14 protein-coding genes are annotated in these 18,390 nt (G+C 71.6%); 7 read left to right on the forward strand and 7 right to left on the reverse strand.

Going from position 1 to position 18,390, the window contains the following annotated elements; all coding sequences use genetic code 11:
• The first annotated feature begins 42 nt into the window (after positions 1–42).
• The 4 genes from ABTW64_RS02245 to ABTW64_RS02260 are packed head-to-tail and all read left to right on the forward strand — an operon-like array spanning position 43 to position 5,066.
• Positions 43–1,674 (forward strand): ABC transporter substrate-binding protein, encoded by a 1,632-nt coding sequence (locus tag ABTW64_RS02245; protein WP_350618714.1) that lies wholly within the window; start codon positions 43–45, stop codon positions 1,672–1,674.
• On the forward strand, positions 1,655–2,698 hold the full coding sequence (locus ABTW64_RS02250) for an ABC transporter permease (protein ID WP_350618716.1): 1,044 nt from the start codon (positions 1,655–1,657) through the stop codon (positions 2,696–2,698). Before ABTW64_RS02245 ends, ABTW64_RS02250 begins: the two co-directional genes overlap by 20 nt.
• Positions 2,695–3,519 carry an ABC transporter permease gene (locus tag ABTW64_RS02255; protein ID WP_350618718.1) on the forward strand — a complete coding sequence of 275 codons (825 nt, stop codon included), beginning with the start codon at positions 2,695–2,697 and terminating at the stop codon, positions 3,517–3,519. The genes ABTW64_RS02250 and ABTW64_RS02255 overlap by 4 nt, the downstream gene beginning before the upstream one ends.
• Positions 3,516–5,066, forward strand: a complete 1,551-nt coding sequence (locus tag ABTW64_RS02260) for an ATP-binding cassette domain-containing protein (protein ID WP_350618720.1) — start codon at positions 3,516–3,518, stop codon at positions 5,064–5,066. Before ABTW64_RS02255 ends, ABTW64_RS02260 begins: the two co-directional genes overlap by 4 nt.
• A 13-nt stretch (positions 5,067–5,079) precedes the next feature.
• Here the strand turns inward: ABTW64_RS02260 and ABTW64_RS02265 are convergent, their stop codons facing one another.
• Positions 5,080–5,580 carry a DUF2004 domain-containing protein gene (locus ABTW64_RS02265; protein WP_350618722.1) on the reverse strand — a complete coding sequence of 167 codons (501 nt, stop codon included), beginning with the start codon at positions 5,578–5,580 and terminating at the stop codon, positions 5,080–5,082.
• Between the two features lie 192 nt (positions 5,581–5,772).
• On the opposite strand from ABTW64_RS02265, the gene ABTW64_RS02270 reads away from it, so the two are divergent.
• Complete coding sequence (locus tag ABTW64_RS02270) at positions 5,773–7,719, forward strand: potassium transporter Kup (protein WP_350618724.1); 1,947 nt, start codon at positions 5,773–5,775, stop codon at positions 7,717–7,719.
• A 9-nt stretch (positions 7,720–7,728) separates the two neighbouring features.
• Here the strand turns inward: ABTW64_RS02270 and ftsY are convergent, their stop codons facing one another.
• Both ftsY and ABTW64_RS02280 read right to left on the reverse strand, forming a co-directional pair.
• Positions 7,729–8,610, reverse strand: a complete 882-nt coding sequence (gene ftsY, locus ABTW64_RS02275; protein ID WP_350618726.1) for a signal recognition particle-docking protein FtsY — start codon at positions 8,608–8,610, stop codon at positions 7,729–7,731.
• A gap of 22 nt (positions 8,611–8,632) precedes the next feature.
• Positions 8,633–9,880, reverse strand: a complete 1,248-nt coding sequence (locus tag ABTW64_RS02280; protein ID WP_350618836.1) for a glucose-1-phosphate adenylyltransferase — start codon at positions 9,878–9,880, stop codon at positions 8,633–8,635.
• A gap of 237 nt (positions 9,881–10,117) precedes the next feature.
• Here ABTW64_RS02280 and glgA point away from each other — a divergent pair, with 237 nt between their 5' ends.
• Positions 10,118–11,350, forward strand: a complete 1,233-nt coding sequence (gene glgA, locus ABTW64_RS02285; RefSeq protein WP_350618728.1) for a glycogen synthase — start codon at positions 10,118–10,120, stop codon at positions 11,348–11,350.
• Here glgA and ABTW64_RS02290 read toward each other — a convergent pair.
• From ABTW64_RS02290 to smc, 4 genes are all read right to left on the reverse strand, one after another.
• Positions 11,296–12,153 (reverse strand): cytochrome c oxidase assembly protein, encoded by an 858-nt coding sequence (locus ABTW64_RS02290; RefSeq protein ID WP_350618730.1) that lies wholly within the window; start codon positions 12,151–12,153, stop codon positions 11,296–11,298. The two genes, glgA and ABTW64_RS02290, sit on opposite strands and share 55 nt — an antisense overlap.
• Positions 12,150–12,602 (reverse strand): DUF2243 domain-containing protein, encoded by a 453-nt coding sequence (locus tag ABTW64_RS02295; RefSeq protein ID WP_350618732.1) that lies wholly within the window; start codon positions 12,600–12,602, stop codon positions 12,150–12,152. Before ABTW64_RS02295 ends, ABTW64_RS02290 begins: the two co-directional genes overlap by 4 nt.
• Before the next feature lie 96 nt (positions 12,603–12,698).
• A complete protein-coding gene (locus tag ABTW64_RS02300; protein WP_350618734.1) occupies positions 12,699–13,823 on the reverse strand; it encodes a class I SAM-dependent methyltransferase in 1,125 nt (374 codons plus the stop codon).
• Positions 13,820–17,383 carry a chromosome segregation protein SMC gene (gene smc / locus ABTW64_RS02305; RefSeq protein ID WP_350618736.1) on the reverse strand — a complete coding sequence of 1,188 codons (3,564 nt, stop codon included), beginning with the start codon at positions 17,381–17,383 and terminating at the stop codon, positions 13,820–13,822. The genes ABTW64_RS02300 and smc overlap by 4 nt, the downstream gene beginning before the upstream one ends.
• Before the next feature lie 562 nt (positions 17,384–17,945).
• On the opposite strand from smc, the gene ABTW64_RS02310 reads away from it, so the two are divergent.
• Entirely contained in the window at positions 17,946–18,317 is a 372-nt protein-coding gene (locus ABTW64_RS02310; protein WP_350618738.1) for a hypothetical protein, read from the forward strand.
• Positions 18,318–18,390: the final 73 nt, after the last annotated feature.

Raw genomic sequence — 18,390 nt, forward strand, 5'->3', positions numbered from 1 at the left:
GGTATCTCCGGCGAACACAGCTGATCCCCTGCAGAGGTTCCCATGCGCCGCGCCCTTGTTCCGCTCGTCCTCGCCGCGTCCGTCGCGCTCGTCGCCACCGGATGCTCACCGGCCGACGACGGTGGCGACACCGCCGAGCCTCGCGACGGCGGCACGCTCGTGTACGCCACGGGCGACGCCGAGCCGACCTGCCTCGACCCGCATGTGGGCGGCAACTACCCGCAGGCGCTGATCAGCACGCAGTACCTCGAGCCGCTCGTGGGCCGCGAGCCCGACGGCACGATCACGCCCTGGCTCGCCGAGGACTGGGAGGTCTCGGAGGACGGCCTCACGTGGGACTTCACTCTGAAGAGCGACGTGTCGTTCACCGACGGGACTCCGCTCGACGCCGAGGCCGTCAAGATCAACATCGAGCACCTCCAGGATCCCGAGACCGCGTCGTCGACCGGCTACCTCGCGGTGTCGAAGGTCGCCGAGGTCGAGGTGGTCGACGACACGCACGCGCGGTTCCACCTGGCGGAGCCCGACTCCGCCCTGCTCGAGTCGCTCAGCATGCAGTGGACGGCGATCCAGTCGCCGGCCGGCATCGCGCGCGGCATGGAGGAGAACTGCGCGGCCCCGATCGGCACCGGGCCCTTCCTCGTGGACGAGTGGGTGCCCCAGCAGCAGATCACGCTCGTGCGCAACGACGACTACGCGACCCCCGGGCCGGAGGCGCAGCACGAGGGGCCCGCGTACCTCGACGAGATCGTGTGGCGGTTCATCCCCGACGCGGCCACCCGCCAGGCCGCGCTCGCGTCGGGCGAGGTGCACGTGATCGACAACCCGCTGCCCGCCGACATCGTCGCCGCCGAGGGCGGCGACGATGTCGCGCACATCGACGCGCCGCGCCCCGGCTCTGTGAACCGCATCGAGCTCAACGCCGGCCAGGCGCCTTTCGACGATGTGCGCGTGCGCGAGGCGTTCATCCGGGCCGCCGACCCCAACCCGGGCATCGAGTCGCTGTATCTCGGCACCGTGACCCGCTCGTACTCGCCGCTGGCCAGCACCGAGCCCATGGCCGTCTCGGACGAGTCGCTGTTCGCCACCGATCCCGAGCAGGCGAACGCCCTGCTCGACGAGGCCGGCTGGACCGAGAAGGACGACGACGGCGTCCGGATGAAGGACGGCAGGCGCCTCACGGTGCGCTTCCCGGTCAGCACGAACCAGTCGGTCGCGGCCGAGCAGTCGCTGTTCGAGCAGATCCAGGCGAACGCGGCCGCCGTGGGCTTCGAGGTGATCCTGACGCCGGTCGACCTGTCGGTCTGGTACGCCGCGCTGGGCGCGAACGAGTACGAGGCCGTCAGCGCGCCCTACACGCGTGTGGGTGCCGAGGTGCTGCGCGTGCTGTATCACTCCGACGCGATCACGCCGGCTCCTTCGGGCTACTTCGCGAACCACGCCCAGCTGGCCGACCCCGAGCTCGACGCGCTGCTGGACGAGGCGTCGGCGACGCAGGATGAGGACGCCCGCGCCGCGCTGTACGCCCAGGCGCAGCAGCGCATCCTCGAGAGCTTCACGATCCTGCCGCTGTACGACCAGCAGAACCACTTCCTCACGCGCGGCGTGACGGGCGTGACGACGCTCGGCACCGTCGCGACGCCGACGTTCGTCGATGCCCGACTCGCCGGCTAGCGCATCGCGCACCCGGTCCGTCCTGGCGTGGACCGCCAGGCGGATCGGGTCGGCCCTGCTGGTGGTGTGGATCGTCGCGACCGTGGTCTTCTTCGCACTGCGGGCATCGGGCGATCCGCTCGAGGCGATCCTAGGCGGACCGGGTTCGCAGGCGGGGCCGGAGGCCGTCGCTCGCGCTCGGGAGACCTACGGTCTCGATCAGCCGCTGGTCGTGCAGTATCTGACCCAGCTGTGGCGGGTGGCAACCCTGCAGCTGGGCGATTCCTACGCGCGGCATCAGCCCGTGGCCGACCTGATCGGCGCCCAGCTGCCGGGCACGTTGCTGCTGGCGGCCCTCGCCTTGCTGCTCGCCTGGGCGCTCACGCTGACAGGGGCGGCCATCGCGGCATGGGCGCAGAGCGGCGACGGATGGCGGGCCCGCGCGCGCCGTGCGGTGCAGGGCGCACTGCAGGGGCTCGAGCTCGTCGCCACCGTGATGCCGCAGTTCTGGCTCGGCGCGGTGCTCATCCTGGCGTTCGCGTCGTCGCTCGGCGTGCTGCCCGCGACGAGCGCCGGGAACGACCCGGCCTCGCTCATCCTCCCGGTGGTGACGCTCGCTGTGCCCATCGCCGGCTTCCTCGCGCAGCTGTCGCGCGATGCGCTCCGCGAGGCCGATCGCGCGCCGTTCGCTGTCACGGCCCGTTCTCGCGGCGCCGGCGAGACGCGTGTGCTGCTGCACCACACGCTGCGCCACGCTAGCCTGCCCGCACTGTCGCTGTCGGGCTGGGCCCTCGGCAACCTGCTGAGCGGTGCGGTGGTCGTCGAGTCGCTGTTCGCGCGGCCCGGGCTCGGGCGTCTCCTGCTCGACGCGGCGATGAGCCGGGACGTGCCCGTCGTGATCGGCGCGGTCATCGTCGTGGCGCTGCTCTACGTGGTCGTGGTGACCGTGGTCGACGCGGTCGAGCTGCTGATCGACCCGCGACTGCGCGCACCGCATCCCTCGCACGCCGCCGAGCGCACGCCCGAACTGGCGGTGGGATCGTGAGCTCCGTCGTGCGGGGAGCGCTGCGGCGCCTGGGTCCCGGCGGCATCGTGGCGGCCGTGAGCCTTGCGCTGCTGCTCGTCGCGGTGTTCGCGCCAGGCGCCCTCTCCCCCCACGATCCGCTCGCGATCTCCCCCGCGGAGGCGTTCTCACCCCCGTCGTGGGCTCATCCCTTCGGCACCGACGAGTCGGGCCGCGATCTCTTCGCCCGCGTGGTGCACGGGGCCGCCGCATCGGCGGGAATCGGCCTCGCCGCGACGGCCATCGGCATCGGGGCAGGGCTGGTGCTCGGCTTCGCGGGGGCCCTCGGCCCCCGCGCCGTGGATGTCGCGATCGCACGTGTCGTGGAGGTGCTCTTCGCGCTGCCCACGCTCGTGATGGCGCTGCTGCTGGTGGCGGTGATCGGGCCCGGCACCGAGGCCTCGGTGATCGCGATCGGCGCGGCCACGGCGCCCGGCTACGCCCGCATCCTGCGGTCGCGCGTGCGCGGTGTCGCGCGCAGCGACTTCGTGGCGTACGCACGCCACGAAGGCGCTGGTCGGCTCACCGTGTTCGTGCGGCACATCGCCCCCAACACGCTGTGGCCGCTGGTCGCGACTGCGACCCTCGGCGTGGGCCAGGCCATCGTGTGGGTCTCGGCCCTGAGCTTCCTGGGCCTGGGGGCGCTGCCGCCTTCGCCCGAATGGGGCGCCATGCTCAACGCGGGGCGGGTGTACATCTCGACCGCGTGGTGGATGACCGTGCTGCCTGGCCTCGCGATCGTCGCCACTGCGACCACGCTCACAGTGCTGGGACGCCGCGCGTCGGGAACGGAGGCACGATGACGACGCATGACGCACCGCTGCTGCGCCTGCGCGACCTCAGGGTCGCGCTCCCCGCTGCCGGGCGGGCACGCGGCGGCCATACGCCGGTGCTGCGTGGCGTGGACCTCGAGGTGCGCCCGGGCGAGTGCGTCGCGATCGTGGGTGAGTCGGGGGCCGGCAAGTCGGTGCTCGCCCGGACCATCCTGGGGCTCACGCGACGGGAGGGTGCGCGCGTGGACGCCGACGCCTTCGAGCTGTCAGGGCAGGATGCGCGCGCGCTCAGCGAACGGGCATGGCGCGTGCGGCGCGGTCGCGATGTCGCGCTCGTCCTGCAGGACGCCCTGCAGTCGCTCGACCCCCTGCGCACGATCGGCGCCGAGGTCGGCGAAGCGCTCGCCGTGCGCGGGATGCCGCGCGCCGACCGCCGCGCACGCGTGCTGGACGCCCTCGCGAGCGCGGGACTGCCGCTCGGCGGCTCCGGACGCCCGGAGGCGGGCGCGCGACTGCGGCAGCGCCCCGGAGAGCTGTCGGGCGGCATGCGGCAGCGCGCCCTGATCGCCTCGGCCCTGGTGGGCGGCGCGCGGCTGATCGTTGCGGACGAGCCCACGACCGCGCTCGACGCCACGACCGCCGTGCGCGTGCTGGGTCTGCTGGGCCGCCTGCGCGACGAGGGCACAGGGCTCGTGCTGATCAGTCACGATCTCGCGGCCGTCGCGCGCATCGCCGATCGCATCGCGGTGCTCGACGCCGGTTCGGTGATCGAGCAGGGCGACGCGTCGGACATCCTGGCCCGTCCGCGGCACCGCGTGACCCGGGCGCTCCTCGCCGCCGTCCCGCGCGGCCCCAAGCCCGGCGCTCGCGCCGCGCGCGCGGCGTCACCGCTGCTCTCGACGACCGGCGTCGTGCGCCGCTACGCCGGCGCGGGCGGATCGCACGCGGCCGTCGACGGCGTCGACATCGCCGTGCGGGAGGGCGAGGTGCTCGGCGTGGTCGGCGAGTCGGGCTCCGGAAAGTCGACACTCGCTCGCCTGCTGATCGGCGCGGAGCATCCCGACGAGGGGGTCGTCCACCGGACCGACGGGCTGACCGTGCGCCTGGTGCCGCAGGATCCGCTGGGCTCGTTCGACCCCCGCCACACGGTCGAGCGCATCCTGCGTCACGCCCGGCGCGGTGACGCGCCCGATCCCGCGGCACTGCTCTTTCGCGTGGGACTCGGTCCGGGGCTGCTCCGGCGTCGGCCCGCCTCGCTGTCGGGCGGCCAGCGCCAGAGGGTCGCGATCGCCCGCGCCCTGGCGGCGCGCCCCGACGTGCTCGTCTGCGACGAGCCCGTCTCGGCGCTCGACACCACGACCCAGGCGGGTGTGCTCGACCTGCTGCTCGATCTGCAGCGCGACGAGGGCCTCACGATGGTGTTCATCTCGCACGACCTCGCGGTCGTGCGGCGAGTCAGCGACCGGGTCGCCGTGATGCGCGACGGCCGGATCGTCGAGCAGGGCCCCACCGAGGCGGTGTTCGACGCTCCGCGCCACGCGTTCACACGCGAGCTGGTTTCGGCCGCGGGCTTCTGAGCGCGACGGAGAGTCAGTCGGCGCTGGTGACCGTCAGCACCGTGCCCCGGGAGTCGAGGTTCACGAGCAGCACGTCGTCGGCCGCATCCGGGTCGAGCGCGTACTCGAGCACCGCGAAGGGGTCCTCTCCCCCGTGCTCGTCGGCGAGGATCGTCATGCTCATCAGCTGCAGCGACCGGATGATGTCCACCGCAGGATCGCCGCTCACGTCGACGAGGAAGTCCTCGAGCTCGTCGCCGAGAGTCGCCTGCTGCATCAGGATGTACTCGGTCACCTCGCTCGCCCGGTCGTCGACCTCTGCGAGCATCGCCATGCGCCCCCGGCGGTCGATCTCCTCGAGCGCCGACACCATGGAGGCCGCGGCGTCGAGCGCGGCCGGAGACACGTCGTCCTGGTCGGGAGCGGTCAGGTCGACGGTCACGTTCTGGTCTCCCAGATCGACGTTCTCGGACCAGAAGATCGAGCCGTCGGGCCCGGACTCCAGAAGGCCGAAGAAGTCGTGTTCGATCGCCATAGACCTATGAAACCAGCCGCGCGACCGGCGCGGTAGGTGAGGGGTCGCACGGCGGTTCCGGGCGTGTCGGCGCTCCTGTCGCGGGCAGCCGTTCGGGCGGCGTGAGGATTTCGTGAGGATCGGCCCCCCGCACCGTGTGGATTGCGTCGGCGGGCGCGCTCTGCGCCCCGCCGAGGCCTACCGTTGCCCCTCGTGTCCACTCGCCTCGCCCCCGCCACTGCCCCCGTCGCGGCAGCCCGCGACACCCACGCGCGCATCCGACTCGCCCTCGTGCTGGGCGCGCTCGGCGTCGTGTTCGGCGATATCGGCACAAGCCCCATCTACACCCTGCAGACGATCTTCAACCCGGCGGACCCGCACCCCGTGCCGGTCGACCAGGAGAACGTGTACGGCGTCGTCTCGCTCATCTTCTGGTCGATGATGATCATCGTCACGCTCACCTACGTGTCGCTTGCGATGCGGGTCGACAACCATGGCGAGGGCGGCATCATGGCGCTCATCACGCTGATCCGGCAGTGGGCTGCCACGAACCGGACCAGGTCGACCGCGGTGCTCGCCGTGCTCGGCGTCTTCGGCGCCTCGCTGTTCCTCGGCGACGGGATGATCACGCCCGCCATCTCGGTGCTGTCCGCGGTCGAGGGCCTCAAGGTGGTCAACCCCGAGCTCGGCAGCTGGATCATCCCGATCACCGTCGCGATCATCCTGGCGCTCTTCGCTGCGCAGAGGTTCGGAACCCACACCGTCGGCCGGCTGTTCGGGCCGATCACGACGGCATGGTTCGCCGCCATCGCGGCGTGCGGCATCGGCGGGGTGCTGCTCGAACCGCGCATCCTGATGGCGCTGTCGCCGACGTACGCGTTCACGTTCCTGCTGGGGCACTTCCATTACGCGTTCTTCGCGCTCGCGGCCATCGTCCTGTGCTTCACCGGCGCCGAGGCGCTCTACGCCGACATGGGCCACTTCGGACGCAAGCCGATCACCGTGGGATGGATCTTCGTGGTCGTGCCGGCCGTCACGCTCAACTACTTCGGTCAGGGCGCGCTCATCCTGCACGACCGGGCGGCGCTGGCCTCGCCGTTCTTCCTGCTCATCCCGGAATGGGCGCGGATCCCGATGATCGTCCTCGCGACGGCGGCGACCGTGATCGCGTCCCAGGCGGTGATCAGCGGCGCCTTCTCGGTCGCGTCGCAGGCCGCCGAGATCGGCTACCTCCCGCGGCTGCGCATCCTGCACACCTCGCACGACACGTATGGCCAGATCTACGTGCCGTGGGTGAACGGGATCATCCTCGCCGCGGTGCTCGTGCTGGTGTTCACGTTCCAGAGCTCGACGGCGCTGGCCTACGCGTACGGCATGACCGCGATCGGCACGAACACCATCACGACCATCCTGTTCTTCTACGTCGCCTTCCGGTCGTGGAGGGCGCCGCGGTGGCTGCTGTGGGCGGGACTCGCGCTCATCCTGTCGTTCGAGCTGCTGTTCGTCGCGGCGAATCTGACGAAGATCCTGCACGGCGCCTGGCTGCCGCTCGCGATCGCGCTGGCCTCGTTCTCGATCATGGCGACGTGGCAGCGGGGCCGGGAGATCGTGACCGCCAAGCGCACCAGGATCGAGGGCCCGCTGCAGGACTTCATGGACGAGGTCACCGCGCGCCCGGGCGAGGTCGCGACCGTGCCGGGCACCGCGATCTTCCTGAACCGCGGCAAGACCACCGTGCCGCTCGCGCTGCGCGACAACATCCGGCACAACCACGTGCGGCACCAGAACATCGTGATCGTCTCGGTCGAGATCGCGACCAGTCCCCGCGTGCCGTCACGGCACCGCGTCGTCGTCGACGACCTGGGCGACCCGACCGACGGCATCACGCACGTGACCGTCACCTTCGGCTACGCCGAGCAGACCGACGTGCCGCGTGCGCTCGCGCTCGTGTCGCCCAAGGCGGCCTGCGGACGCCTCGACCTCGCCGGTGCGATCTACTACCTCTCGAAGATCGAGCTGCGTGCCGGGCGCAAGCCGCGCATGGCCGGATGGCGCAAGAAGCTCTTCCTCGCCACGTCGCGCATCACGGTCGACGCCGCCGAGCACTTCAACCTGCCCCTCGACCGCACGGTCGTGCTCGGCGAGGTCGTCGAGGTGTGACGGCGCGGTCTAGTCGACCGCGCCCTCGACCAGCGCCTGCACGAACACGTGCGGCGTGAAGCCCGTCAGGTCGCCGATGCCCTCGCCCTGACCGAGCAGCTTGACCGGGATGCCCGTGCGCTCCTGCACCGCGAGCACGAAGCCGCCCTTGGCCGAGCCGTCGAGCTTCGAGATCACCAGTCCCGTGACTCCCGCGTGCTCGAGGAACGCCTCGGCCTGCATCACGCCGTTCTGACCCGTGGTCGCATCGAGCACGAGCAGCACCTCGCTGATGGGGGCCTGCTTCTCGATCACGCGGCGGATCTTCGTCAGCTCGTCCATCAGGCCGCCCTTGGTGTGCAGGCGGCCGGCGGTGTCCACGAGCACGATCTCGGTCCCCGTGCGCTTGGCGTAGTCGATCGTCTGGAACGCGACGGATGCCGGATCCTGCCCCTCCCGATCCGGGCGCACGATGGTCGCGCCGCCGCGCTCGGCCCAGGTGGCGAGCTGATCGACGGCCGCGGCCCGGAAGGTGTCGGCCGCGCCGACCACGACAGAGCGGTCGTAGCGGCGCAGGAAGTGCGCGAACTTGCCGATGGTCGTGGTCTTCCCGACCCCGTTCACGCCGACGACGAGCACGACGGCGGGCCGTTCGGTGAGCTTGAGCGTGGTGTCGTACTTCGCGAACCGCTCCTCAAGCGTCTCGCGCAGCATGCGGTTCAGGTCACGCGGATCGGTCGTGCGGTAGCGGTCGACCTGCTCGCGCAGGTCGTCGACGATGCGCTCGGTGATGTCGGGCCCGAAGTCGGCCTGGATCAGCGCGGTCTCGAGGGTGTCCCACGTGTCCTCGTCGATCGTCGGCTTGACGAACACGTTGCGCAGCGCACGACCCAGGGACCACTTCTCCGCCATGGCTCCAGCCTAAGCGGGCGGGTCAGTCGCGCGTGACCCGCACGCCCTTGCCGACCACGGTGATCCCGGTGTCCGTCACGGTGAACCCGCGCGACCGGTCCAGCTCGGCGTCGATGCCGATCGTGGCCCCGGCCTCGACGATCGCGTTCTTGTCGACGATGGCGCGACGCACCGTGGCGCCTGCGGCGACCCGCGCCTGGTCGAACACGATCGAATCGCTCAGCATCGCCCCCGACTCCACCATGGTGCGGGGCCCGAGCACGCTGCGCTCGATGTGCGCCCCCGAGATCACCGAGCCGAGCGAGACGATCGAGTCGATCACCGTGCTCAGCGTGCCGCGCGCGTCTCGCGTGAACTTGGCGGGCGGCATGTTGTCCTGCCTGCTGAAGATGGGCCATTCGTCGTTGTAGAGGTTGAAGACGGGCAGCACCGAGATCAGGTCCTGATGCGCGTCGAAGTACGACTCGATCGTGCCGACATCTCGCCAGTAGTACCGGTCGCGCGAGGTCGAACCCGGCACGTCGTTCTTCTTCATGTCGTAGACGCCCGCCGTGCCGCGCTCCACGAAATAGGGCACGATGTCGCCGCCCATATCGTGATGGGAGTCGGTGCGCTCGCCATCCGCCCGCACGGCCTCGATCAGGGCGTCGGCTGTGAAGATGTAGTTGCCCATCGAGGCGAGGACCTCACCGGGCGAATCCGGCAGCCCTTGCGCTGCGGCCGGCTTCTCGAGGAAGTCGCGGATGCACTCGGGACGCGCGGGGTCGACATCGATCACGCCGAACTGGTCGGCGAGCCCGATGGGCTGGCGGATGGCTGCCACCGTGCACTCCGCCCCGGACGAGATATGGGCGTCGAGCATCTGCTCGAAGTCCATGCGGTACACGTGATCGGCGCCCACCACCACGATGTAGTCGGGATTCTCGTCGAACACCAGATTGAGGCTCTGCAGGATGGCGTCGGCCGAGCCGAGGTACCAGCGCTTGCCCAGGCGCTGCTGGGCGGGCACCGACGTCACATACGAGTTGAACAGCCCGCTCAGGCGCCACAGCTGCGAGATGTGCCGGTCGAGGCTGTGCGACTTGTACTGCGTCAGCACGATCACCTGTCGCAGTCCGGAGTTCATGAGGTTGGACAGCGCGAAATCGATCAGCCGGTAGTGGCCGCCGAAGGGAACCGCAGGCTTGGCCCGATCGAGAGTCAGCGGCATCAGCCGCTTTCCTTCGCCGCCCGCGAGGACGATGCTGAGAACCTTCTTCGTCGCCGCCATCGCGGTCACCACCATCCATCGTCGGATATGGCATGACACTAGTGACATCTATGCCCGCGCAGGGAGGGGCTGGACATGGCGCAGATCCATCAGTAGTTCCCTTTCTGATGCGTCCTTTCCGGCGGGTCCCTTCCGGTGGGCCGTTTCCGATGCGTGCTCTCTTGCGACGTCTCGGACCCTTCCGCCGATTTCACGTGCCGGGGTCTGCGGGAGCGCCGCACGCAGTACGGTGACTGCATGCGCGTCGACCTGCTCACTCGCGAGTACCCGCCCGAGATCTACGGAGGCGCGGGAGTGCACGTCGCCGAGCTCGTGAAAGCGCTGCGCCGCCCGGAGCCCGGCCGGGCGATGCAGGTGGTCGTGCGCTGCTTCGGCGCCCCGCGCGAGGAGCCGGGTGTCCACGCCTACGACGTGCCCGCCGAGCTCGGGCGGGCGAACGGCGCGCTGCAGACCATGGGCGTCGATCTGGCCATGGCCCGCGACGCCGCCGGCGCCGACCTGGTGCACTCGCACACGTGGTACGCGAACTTCGCCGGACACGTGGCCAAGATGCTGCACGGCATCCCGCACGTCGCCACCGCGCACAGCCTCGAGCCGCTGCGCCCCTGGAAGGCCGAGCAGCTGGGCGGCGGCTATCGCCTGTCGAGCTGGATCGAGCGGGATGCGCTCGCCGCGGCGGACGCCGTCGTGGCGGTGAGCCAGGGCATGCGCCGCGATCTGCTGCGGGTCTACCCCGACCTCGACCCGGGGCGTGTGAAGGTGATCTACAACGGCATCGATCTGGACGCCTGGACGCGCGTGGACGATCCCGACGTCGTGCGCGCGCTGGGCGTGGATCCGGATCGCCCCTCCGTGGTCTTCGTCGGCCGCATCACTCGCCAGAAGGGCCTGCCGTACCTGCTGCGCGCGGCCCGGCTGCTGCCACCCGACGTGCAGCTCGTCCTGTGCGCGGGAGCGCCCGACACCGCCGAGATCATGGCCGAGGTGGAGGGGCTGGTCGCTGAGCTGCGCGCCGAGCGATCGGGCGTGGTCTGGATCGACCGGCACCTGCCGCGCGCCGAGCTCTGCGCCCTGCTGAGCGTCGCCACCACGTTCGTGTGCCCGTCTGTCTACGAGCCTCTCGGCATCGTCAATCTGGAGGCCATGGCGTGCGGCGCTCCGGTGGTCGGAACGGGCACCGGCGGCATCCCGGAGGTCGTCGCGCATGGCGTCACCGGAACGATCGTGCCCCTCGAGCAGCTCGACGACGGCACGGGCACCCCGACCGATCCCGAGCGGTTCGTCGCCGACCTCGCGGAGGCGCTGACCGACATGGTGTCGGATCCCGAGCGCGCCCGCGCTCTGGGCGCGGCCGGTCGGCAGCGGGCCGAGCACGAGTTCTCGTGGATGTCGATCGCCGACCGCACCCGCGCCCTCTACGCGGACCTGCTGAGCGGCGAGGAGCCGATCGCCGCCTCTCCCGTCCGCTGATTCACCCGCGCGGTACCCTGCCGACGGCCCGCGGCGCGGTACCACCGCGCGCAGAAGATCACGACGATGGCCGCCTCCACCCAGGCGCCGGCGTAGTACATCAGCTGCGCGCCCGCCTGCGCGTCGGCCGGGTCGACCCCGACCGGCGGGTTCGCGTAGAGGTGCTTGGCCAGCACCGCGTGCGACGCCATGGTGGCCACCAGCACGACGGCGATCACGACCCGACGGGGCGCGTGCGGCGCAGGGTCGATGCCGAGCACCGATGCGGTGAAGAGCCAGCCCGCCAGCACGACATGCACCTGAACGGCCAGATGGATCAGAGGACTCGCCTGCATCCACGCGAACACGGGCGTGGCATAGATGAGCCAGAGCCCGCCCGCGCTGAGCACGGCCGCCGTGACCGGATGCGAGACGACGCGGCCCGGCCCGCTGCGCAGCACACGCGAGAGCCGGCGTGCGGGCGTCGGATGCAGGGCACGCAGCGCGAGCGTCACCGGCGCCGCGAGAGTCAGCAGCAGCGGTGCCAGCATGCCGCCCAGCAGGTGCGCGCCCGCGTGGGCGAAGAACCGGCCGTGCGAGGCCTCGGCCAACGGCCCGGCCATGGACATCGCGGCCAACGCGACCCCCATCGTCCACAAGCCGATGCGGTCGGACGACCAGCCGCACCCGCGGCGTCGCGACACGACGACGCCGACGAGATACGCGCCCACGGCGCCGAGCGCGAGGGCGATCACGATCACGTCGAGCAGGCCCGCCCCCGCCAGCGCGGGCGCGCCGTGCGCGCCGCCGTGCAGCGGCCTCACGAGCTGGCCCGTGCGTGGGGGGCGCGACGTGTGCGGACCGTCAGCACCGCGCCGGCCGCGAGCATCGCGACCGCGGCGATGTTCCACGTCAGGTCGTACGGCAGGATGTCGTCGACGTACCGGATCTGGTGGATGCCGAGCAGCTTGTGCTGCACCGTGCCGTCGTAGAGCTGGAACGCTCCCGCACCCAGGAGCACCCCGCCCGCCCACCGCGGCCAGCGCAGCGCGCCCCAGCGCCGCAGGTCCGCCAGCAGGAACAAGCCCGCGATGGTGGCGAACCAGCTGAACGCGTGGAACAGCCCGTCCGACACGAGCCCGGCCGCCGGCGTGCCCAGGTCGTAGAAGTGGTGCCAGTGCAGCAGCTGATGGAACACCGCCTCATCGATGAAGGCGACCAGTCCGATGCCGAACAGCACGCCCGACCACAGGTTCTGCCCCGACCGCTCCATGCGCTCAGCCTCGCCCGGCCGTCGCGCGTATTGAAGGGGATCGACGCCGCTGCCCGGCTCTGCTAGCCGCGGCGGTGCATCCGGTGCCGGGTCGGATCAGCCCCTCACCGACACCGTCACGGTGAACTTGGGGTTGCGGCCCATCTGGCGCGTCGGGCCCACGGTGCGCTCGAGGATCGGGCGATAGCCGAGATGCGAGTTGTAGACGCAGCACAGCTCGCCGCCCGGGCGCAGCACGCGCGCGGCATCGGCGAACAACTTCGGCGCGATCGCGTCCGTCACCGCGGCGCCGGAGTGGAAGGGCGGGTTGAGCAGGATGAGGTCGGCGGACGCGTCTGCCTGCGACGCGAGCCCGTCGTCGCGCACGACCGCGATCCGGTCGGAGACGCCGTTCGCCGCTGCGGTCGCGCGCGCGGACGAGACGGCGGCCGCCGACTGATCCGTGGCGATCACCCGCAGCGAAGGGCGCGCCTTCGCGAGCATGGTCGCGAGCACCCCGGTGCCGCACGCCAGGTCGATCGCGACCTCGGCAGCGCGCATCTCGGGCAGGAAGCCGAGGAGGAATCGCGTGCCGATGTCGATCGCGCTGCCGGCGAAGGCCGCGCCGTGCGCGCATACGGTGATCGCGAGGTCCGGATGGCGCCGCTCGCGCGGCCACGCGGTCGCTGAGCGTCGGACGGGGACGGATGCGTGCAGCGCGCGCGACTTGCTCGTCGCACGGCTCGCCGTCACGCTGCCGAAGTGCCGCCCGAGCACGTCGTTCATCGCCAGCGTCATGTGCTTGATCCGGCCACCGGCGATCAGCCGCACGTCATCGGCACCGGCCGCCGCCACGACGCTCGCGATCTCGTCCAGCGCATCGAGCGATCGCGGCAGCTGCAGCAGCACCGTGCGCGCCCCGTCAGCGAGCGACCCGTCGAGGTCGTGCCATGCGACGCGATCGAGGGGGATCCCGAGCTCGGCGGCATTGGCACGCAGCGCCTGCTCGCCCGTGATCGCGTCCTGGTGCACGCGGATGCGAACGCGGGGGTCGGCCGCGAGCAGAGACAGCGTCAGGGCCCCGTAGCGGTCGCCGATCACGACCGCCTCTCCCGCGATGTCCCCGGCCTCCGACAGGATGAGCCGGTCGCTCGCGTCGGCCGCCACCAGATCGTGCGCCTCGACGTCGGGGCGGCGGCGCAGCCTCGGCGCGAGCTCGTCGAACCGGTCCGCCGCGCTCACGAGGCCGCGCGCTCGGAGATGCGCTGGCCCACGACCGCTGAGACGCCGTCCTGCCGCATGGAGACGCCGTAGAGCGCGTCGGCGATCTCCATGGTGCGCTTCTGGTGCGTGATGACGATCAGCTGGCTCGACTCGCGCAGCTGCTCGAACACGCCCAGCAGGCGGCCGAGGTTGGCATCGTCGAGAGCCGCCTCCACCTCGTCGAGGATGTAGAACGGGCTGGGGCGTGCCTTGAAGATGGCCGTCAGGAACGCCACGGCCGCCAGCGAGCGCTCGCCGCCCGAGAGCAGCGACAGCCGTTCGATCTTCTTGCCGACCGGTCGCACCGAGACCTCGATACCGGTCGTCAGCATGTCGTCGGGGTTCGTGAGCGAGATCGATCCCGTGCCGCCGGGGAACAGAACGGGGAACACCTCGGTGAATGCCGCCTTGGTGTCCTCGAAGGCGGCCTCGAAGATTGTCTGCATGCGCTCGTCGAGGTCGGCGATGATCGTCATCAGGTCCTTGCGGGTCTGCACGAGATCGTCGAGCTGCTCCGTCAGGAACTTGTGCCTCTGCTCCAGCGCGGCGAACTCCTCGAGCGCGAGCGGATTGACGCGCCCGAGCTGGGCCAGCTTGCGCTCGGCGTCGCGCAGGCGCCGCTCCTGCATCCGCCGGTCGTAGGGGATCGTCGCGTGCATGTCGCCGTCGGGATCCTCGCCGGGCTCAGCGATCGCCGTCGGATCGTCGGTGGGCCGGATGTCGGCCGGATCGCGAGGAACGGGCTGATCGGGGCCGTATTCCGCGACGAGCACCTCCTCGCCCAGACCGAGCTCGCTGGCGACCCGGTCGAGCAGGCTCGTGAGATGCAGCTTCTTCTCATGGATCTGCAGCTCGAGACCGTGCACGCTCTCGGTGAGCCCCGTGAGACGCTCGCGCAGCCCCGACTCCTTGCCACGCAGCTCGCGCAGCTCCGCCGTGACGGTGCTGCGCGCGCTCTCCGCCTCGGCGAGGGCCATGCGCGCCTCGGTCACCGAGCGGTCGACCGAGTCGAGCAGGTGCGGCAGCTCGGCCGCGACGCCCGCGGCGATCTGACGTTGGGCGCGCCGCACGACCGCGCGCCGGGCCGCGGCGGCGGCCGCCTCCCGCTCCCGCTCGCGCTGACGTTCGAGGCCGGCGATCCGCGCCTCGGCCGCCCGCACCCGCTCGCGGAGCGTCTCGACCTCCAGGCGCGCCCGCATCTCCTGCTCGCGCGCGCTCTCGAGCGCCGCGAGGTACGCGTCGCGCGCCGACGCGTCGAGGATCGGCCGGGGCTTCTCGAGCGCCGCGTTGAGCTCGTCGGCCGCGGCCTTCGCTTTCGCCTCCGCATCCGCCACGGCGCTCTGCGCTTGGGTCAGCCCCGCTGCCAGGCGCTCGCACTCGGCCACGGCGGCCTCGTGGCGCACGGTGGCCCTGTTCACCTGCTCGGCGTGCTGGGCGAGCCGGGCGTCGTGCTCGCGCAGCGCCTGCAGCGACTCCTTCGCGACGCGACGTGCGGTCTGCAGCCGCTCGTTCGCCTCGGTGCGCTCGGCGGCCAGCTCGTCGACCTGAACGCGCACGTCGCCGAGGCGTGTCGCGGCGGCATCGCGCTCGGCCTGCAGCTCGAGGCGCGACCGCTCGCCGGCACCCGCCCTGACGGTCTGGGCCGTGCACACCTCGCCCGCGCGCGTCACCACGATCATCCGTGCGGCGATGTCTGGCTCGGCCGCCTCGAACGCCGTCCGCGCCGCGTCCAGGTCCTCCGCGACGGCCACGTGCGACAGGATGCTCAGCACGCCTTCGGGTGCCCGCACGACCTCGCGGGCGGCCACCACCCCCGCCACCGGGGGAAGCGTCGCGCCCCCGCCAGCGGCATCCGCGATCACGATGTCCACCACGCCGAACTCGGCGGCGCCGTCCGCGACGGCGAACGCGTCCGCACGGGTGTCGACCAGCACGCCCTCCGCGAGAGGGCCGAGCACCGCAGCGACCGCGGCCTCGTAGCCGGCGTCGACATGCACCTCGTCTCCTACGAGCCCGCGTACACCGGCGCCTCCGCGGGAGATCAGCGCGGCGGCGCCGTTCTGCACGTCGAGCGCGCTGGACAACGCTGCCACCTTCGCCGTCAGAGCGTCGGCTTCGCGTTCCGCTCCGCGATGCGCCTCGCGGATGCGCTCGAGCTCGGACTCGGCCTCCCCCGCCTCGCGCTGCGCGGCCTCGTACGCCGCCTGGTGCTCCGCGGCGGATCCCTCCGAGACGATCTCCGGATCGATGGCCTCCAGGGCCTCCGCCGCCTCGATGCGGCGCTGATCGGCGGCCTCGAACGCGTTCTGCTGGCGCAACACGCCGCCGCGCACCGCGGCGAGAGCCGACTGCGCCGCGTCCGCCGAGCCGCGCAGCGCGGTGAGCTTCATGTCGTGCTCCGACACCAGCGCACTCTGCTCGGCGATGTCCGCGTCGAGCGCGTCGAGCTCGCCACGCGCCCGCACGACCGCGCGCGCCGCCTCCTGCACGGCGTCCTGCGCGGCTCCGAGGCCGTCGGAGATCTCGGTGATCTCGGCGCGAGCGTCGTCGATCATGGCCTGCGTCACCGTGATCGCCACCGCGTCCGGGTCCTCATCCGCCCCGAGCAGGGCGAGCCGCTGGTTCGCGAGCGTGTACAGCCCCCGCAGCCGCTCCTGCACCTGCTCGAGCGCGAAGGCGACACGTCGCGCCTCGTCGACCGCCTCCGCGTTCTGCTCTCGTTCGAGCTGCGCGATGCGCGCGCGCACGCCGTCGATCTCCTCCTGCAGCACGAGACGCTCGGTGTGGCGCTCCTGCTCACTGCGGGCGTGCGCGGCCAGTGCGGAGCGCAGCTGCACGACGTCGTCGGCGAGCAGACGAGCCTTGGCGTCGCGCACGATCGCCGCGATCGTCTGGGCCTCACGCGCGATCTCGGCCTGCCTGCCGAGCGGCTTGAGCTGACGCCGGATCTCTCCGGCGAGGTCGCTCAGGCGCGTGAGGTTCTGCTCCATCGCCTCGAGCTTGCGCAGCGTCTTCTCCTTGCGGCGCCGGTGCTTCAGGATGCCCGCCGCCTCCTCGACGAAGCCGCGCCGGTCCTCCGGCGTCGCCTGCAGCACCGCATCCAGGCGTCCCTGACCGACGATGACGTGCATCTCACGGCCGAGCCCGGAGTCGCTCAGCAGCTCCTGGACGTCGAGCAGGCGGCACGACTCGCCGTTGATCGCGTACTCGCTCGAGCCATTGCGGAACAGCGTGCGGCTGATCGTCACCTCGCTGTACTCGATCGGCAGCGCGCCGTCCGAGTTGTCGATCGTCAGCTGCACCTCGGCGCGCCCGAGCGGTCCGCGCGTCGCGGTGCCGGCGAAGATGACATCCTCCATCTTGCCGCCGCGAAGAGTCTTGGCTCCCTGCTCGCCCATGACCCAGGCGAGGGCATCGACCACGTTCGACTTGCCCGATCCGTTGGGCCCCACGATCGCCGTCACGCCGGGCTCGAGCGCGAAGGTGGTCGGCTGCGCGAACGACTTGAAGCCCTTGAGCGTCACGCTCTCCAGGTGCATCCGCGCTCCTCTCGCTCCGTCTGCCGACGCCGACCCCGCGATCCTTGGAAAACCGCGGGTTTCACGCTACCGGACGACCCGTGACACGCCGCGCGCGACGCGACGCGCCCGGGCTGATCCTGAGAATGTGCTTGACACCTGCTGAGCGACGCCGATAGCGTCAGTGACCGCAAGCCCGCGAGACACGAGAGGAGGGCGCCATGATCATCGAGTTCACCGCAATGACTCCGTTCACCGGAGGGGCGTCCGGCCCCGCTCGCGCGCGCCTCGTCGGCGATCGCCTCACCGGCATCGCGGCGGGCCTGCTCGGCTGACGCCCGTCCGCCGCGCGTCGCGCTGACGCCCAGCCCACAGGCGACGTCTCTGTCGCATGCCGGTTCTCTCCGGCATCCCGCCTGATCGTGCGGCGATGCGCGGGGTCCGCTCGGACCCGCGTCGCCGGGGCACCGCATCACCGGGATCTCGCGTCGCCGCCGGGCCCCTCTCCGCGAGGGCCATCCGCGTCCCCATCCGGGGCGAATCCATCCACGTCCCGTACGGGGCATCCACCCAGGAGACATCCATGTCGAACTCCCTCACCACCGCACGCCACGACGACCGCCGTGCCGTCTCGCACGACGAGGCCCAGGCACACCAGACGCAGACGCACGCGGCACGACTGTCGCATCCGCCCGGCCCTCCGCAACAGGCCGCGGAGGCACTGCAGCAGCGTGCTGCACGCACCGCGCTTCCCGACCGGGTGGCGATGTGGATCGGACTGCGTCTGCTGCTGTGGGGCACCCGCCCCGAGCGCGCGATCGACGCGAGCGACCCGACGATCAGCCGCCGCGACGCCCGAGCCCTGCGGCTCGAACGGGCGCTCGACGAACAGCGTGCCGCGCAGGATCGCCTGCTCGCACAGACCGGCCTGATCGGCTTCCCCGGCATCCGCTGACGGGGACGCCGCACACCACCCGCGGCCGGGCGGGATCCGTTTCGACATCCCGCCCGGCCGAACCTCCATCCGG

The organism is Microbacterium sp. NPDC096154, assembly GCF_040302945.1.
Taxonomy (GTDB): domain Bacteria; phylum Actinomycetota; class Actinomycetes; order Actinomycetales; family Microbacteriaceae; genus Microbacterium.

Bases quoted from the DNA above. Each gene is read 5' to 3' on its own strand.
- ABTW64_RS02265 (WP_350618722.1), bottom strand. From the start codon at position 5,580: ATGGCGATCGAACACGACTTCTTCGGCCTTCTGGAGTCCGGGCCCGAC.
- glgA (WP_350618728.1), top strand. From the start codon at position 10,118: ATGCGCGTCGACCTGCTCACTCGCGAGTACCCGCCCGAGATCTACGGA.
- ftsY (WP_350618726.1), bottom strand. From the start codon at position 8,610: ATGGCGGAGAAGTGGTCCCTGGGTCGTGCGCTGCGCAACGTGTTCGTC.
- ABTW64_RS02260 (WP_350618720.1), top strand. From the start codon at position 3,516: ATGACGACGCATGACGCACCGCTGCTGCGCCTGCGCGACCTCAGGGTC.
- ABTW64_RS02295 (WP_350618732.1), bottom strand. From the start codon at position 12,602: ATGGAGCGGTCGGGGCAGAACCTGTGGTCGGGCGTGCTGTTCGGCATC.
- smc (WP_350618736.1), bottom strand. From the start codon at position 17,383: ATGCACCTGGAGAGCGTGACGCTCAAGGGCTTCAAGTCGTTCGCGCAG.
- ABTW64_RS02310 (WP_350618738.1), top strand. From the start codon at position 17,946: ATGTCGAACTCCCTCACCACCGCACGCCACGACGACCGCCGTGCCGTC.
- ABTW64_RS02250 (WP_350618716.1), top strand. From the start codon at position 1,655: ATGCCCGACTCGCCGGCTAGCGCATCGCGCACCCGGTCCGTCCTGGCG.
- ABTW64_RS02280 (WP_350618836.1), bottom strand. From the start codon at position 9,880: ATGGCGGCGACGAAGAAGGTTCTCAGCATCGTCCTCGCGGGCGGCGAA.
- ABTW64_RS02245 (WP_350618714.1), top strand. From the start codon at position 43: ATGCGCCGCGCCCTTGTTCCGCTCGTCCTCGCCGCGTCCGTCGCGCTC.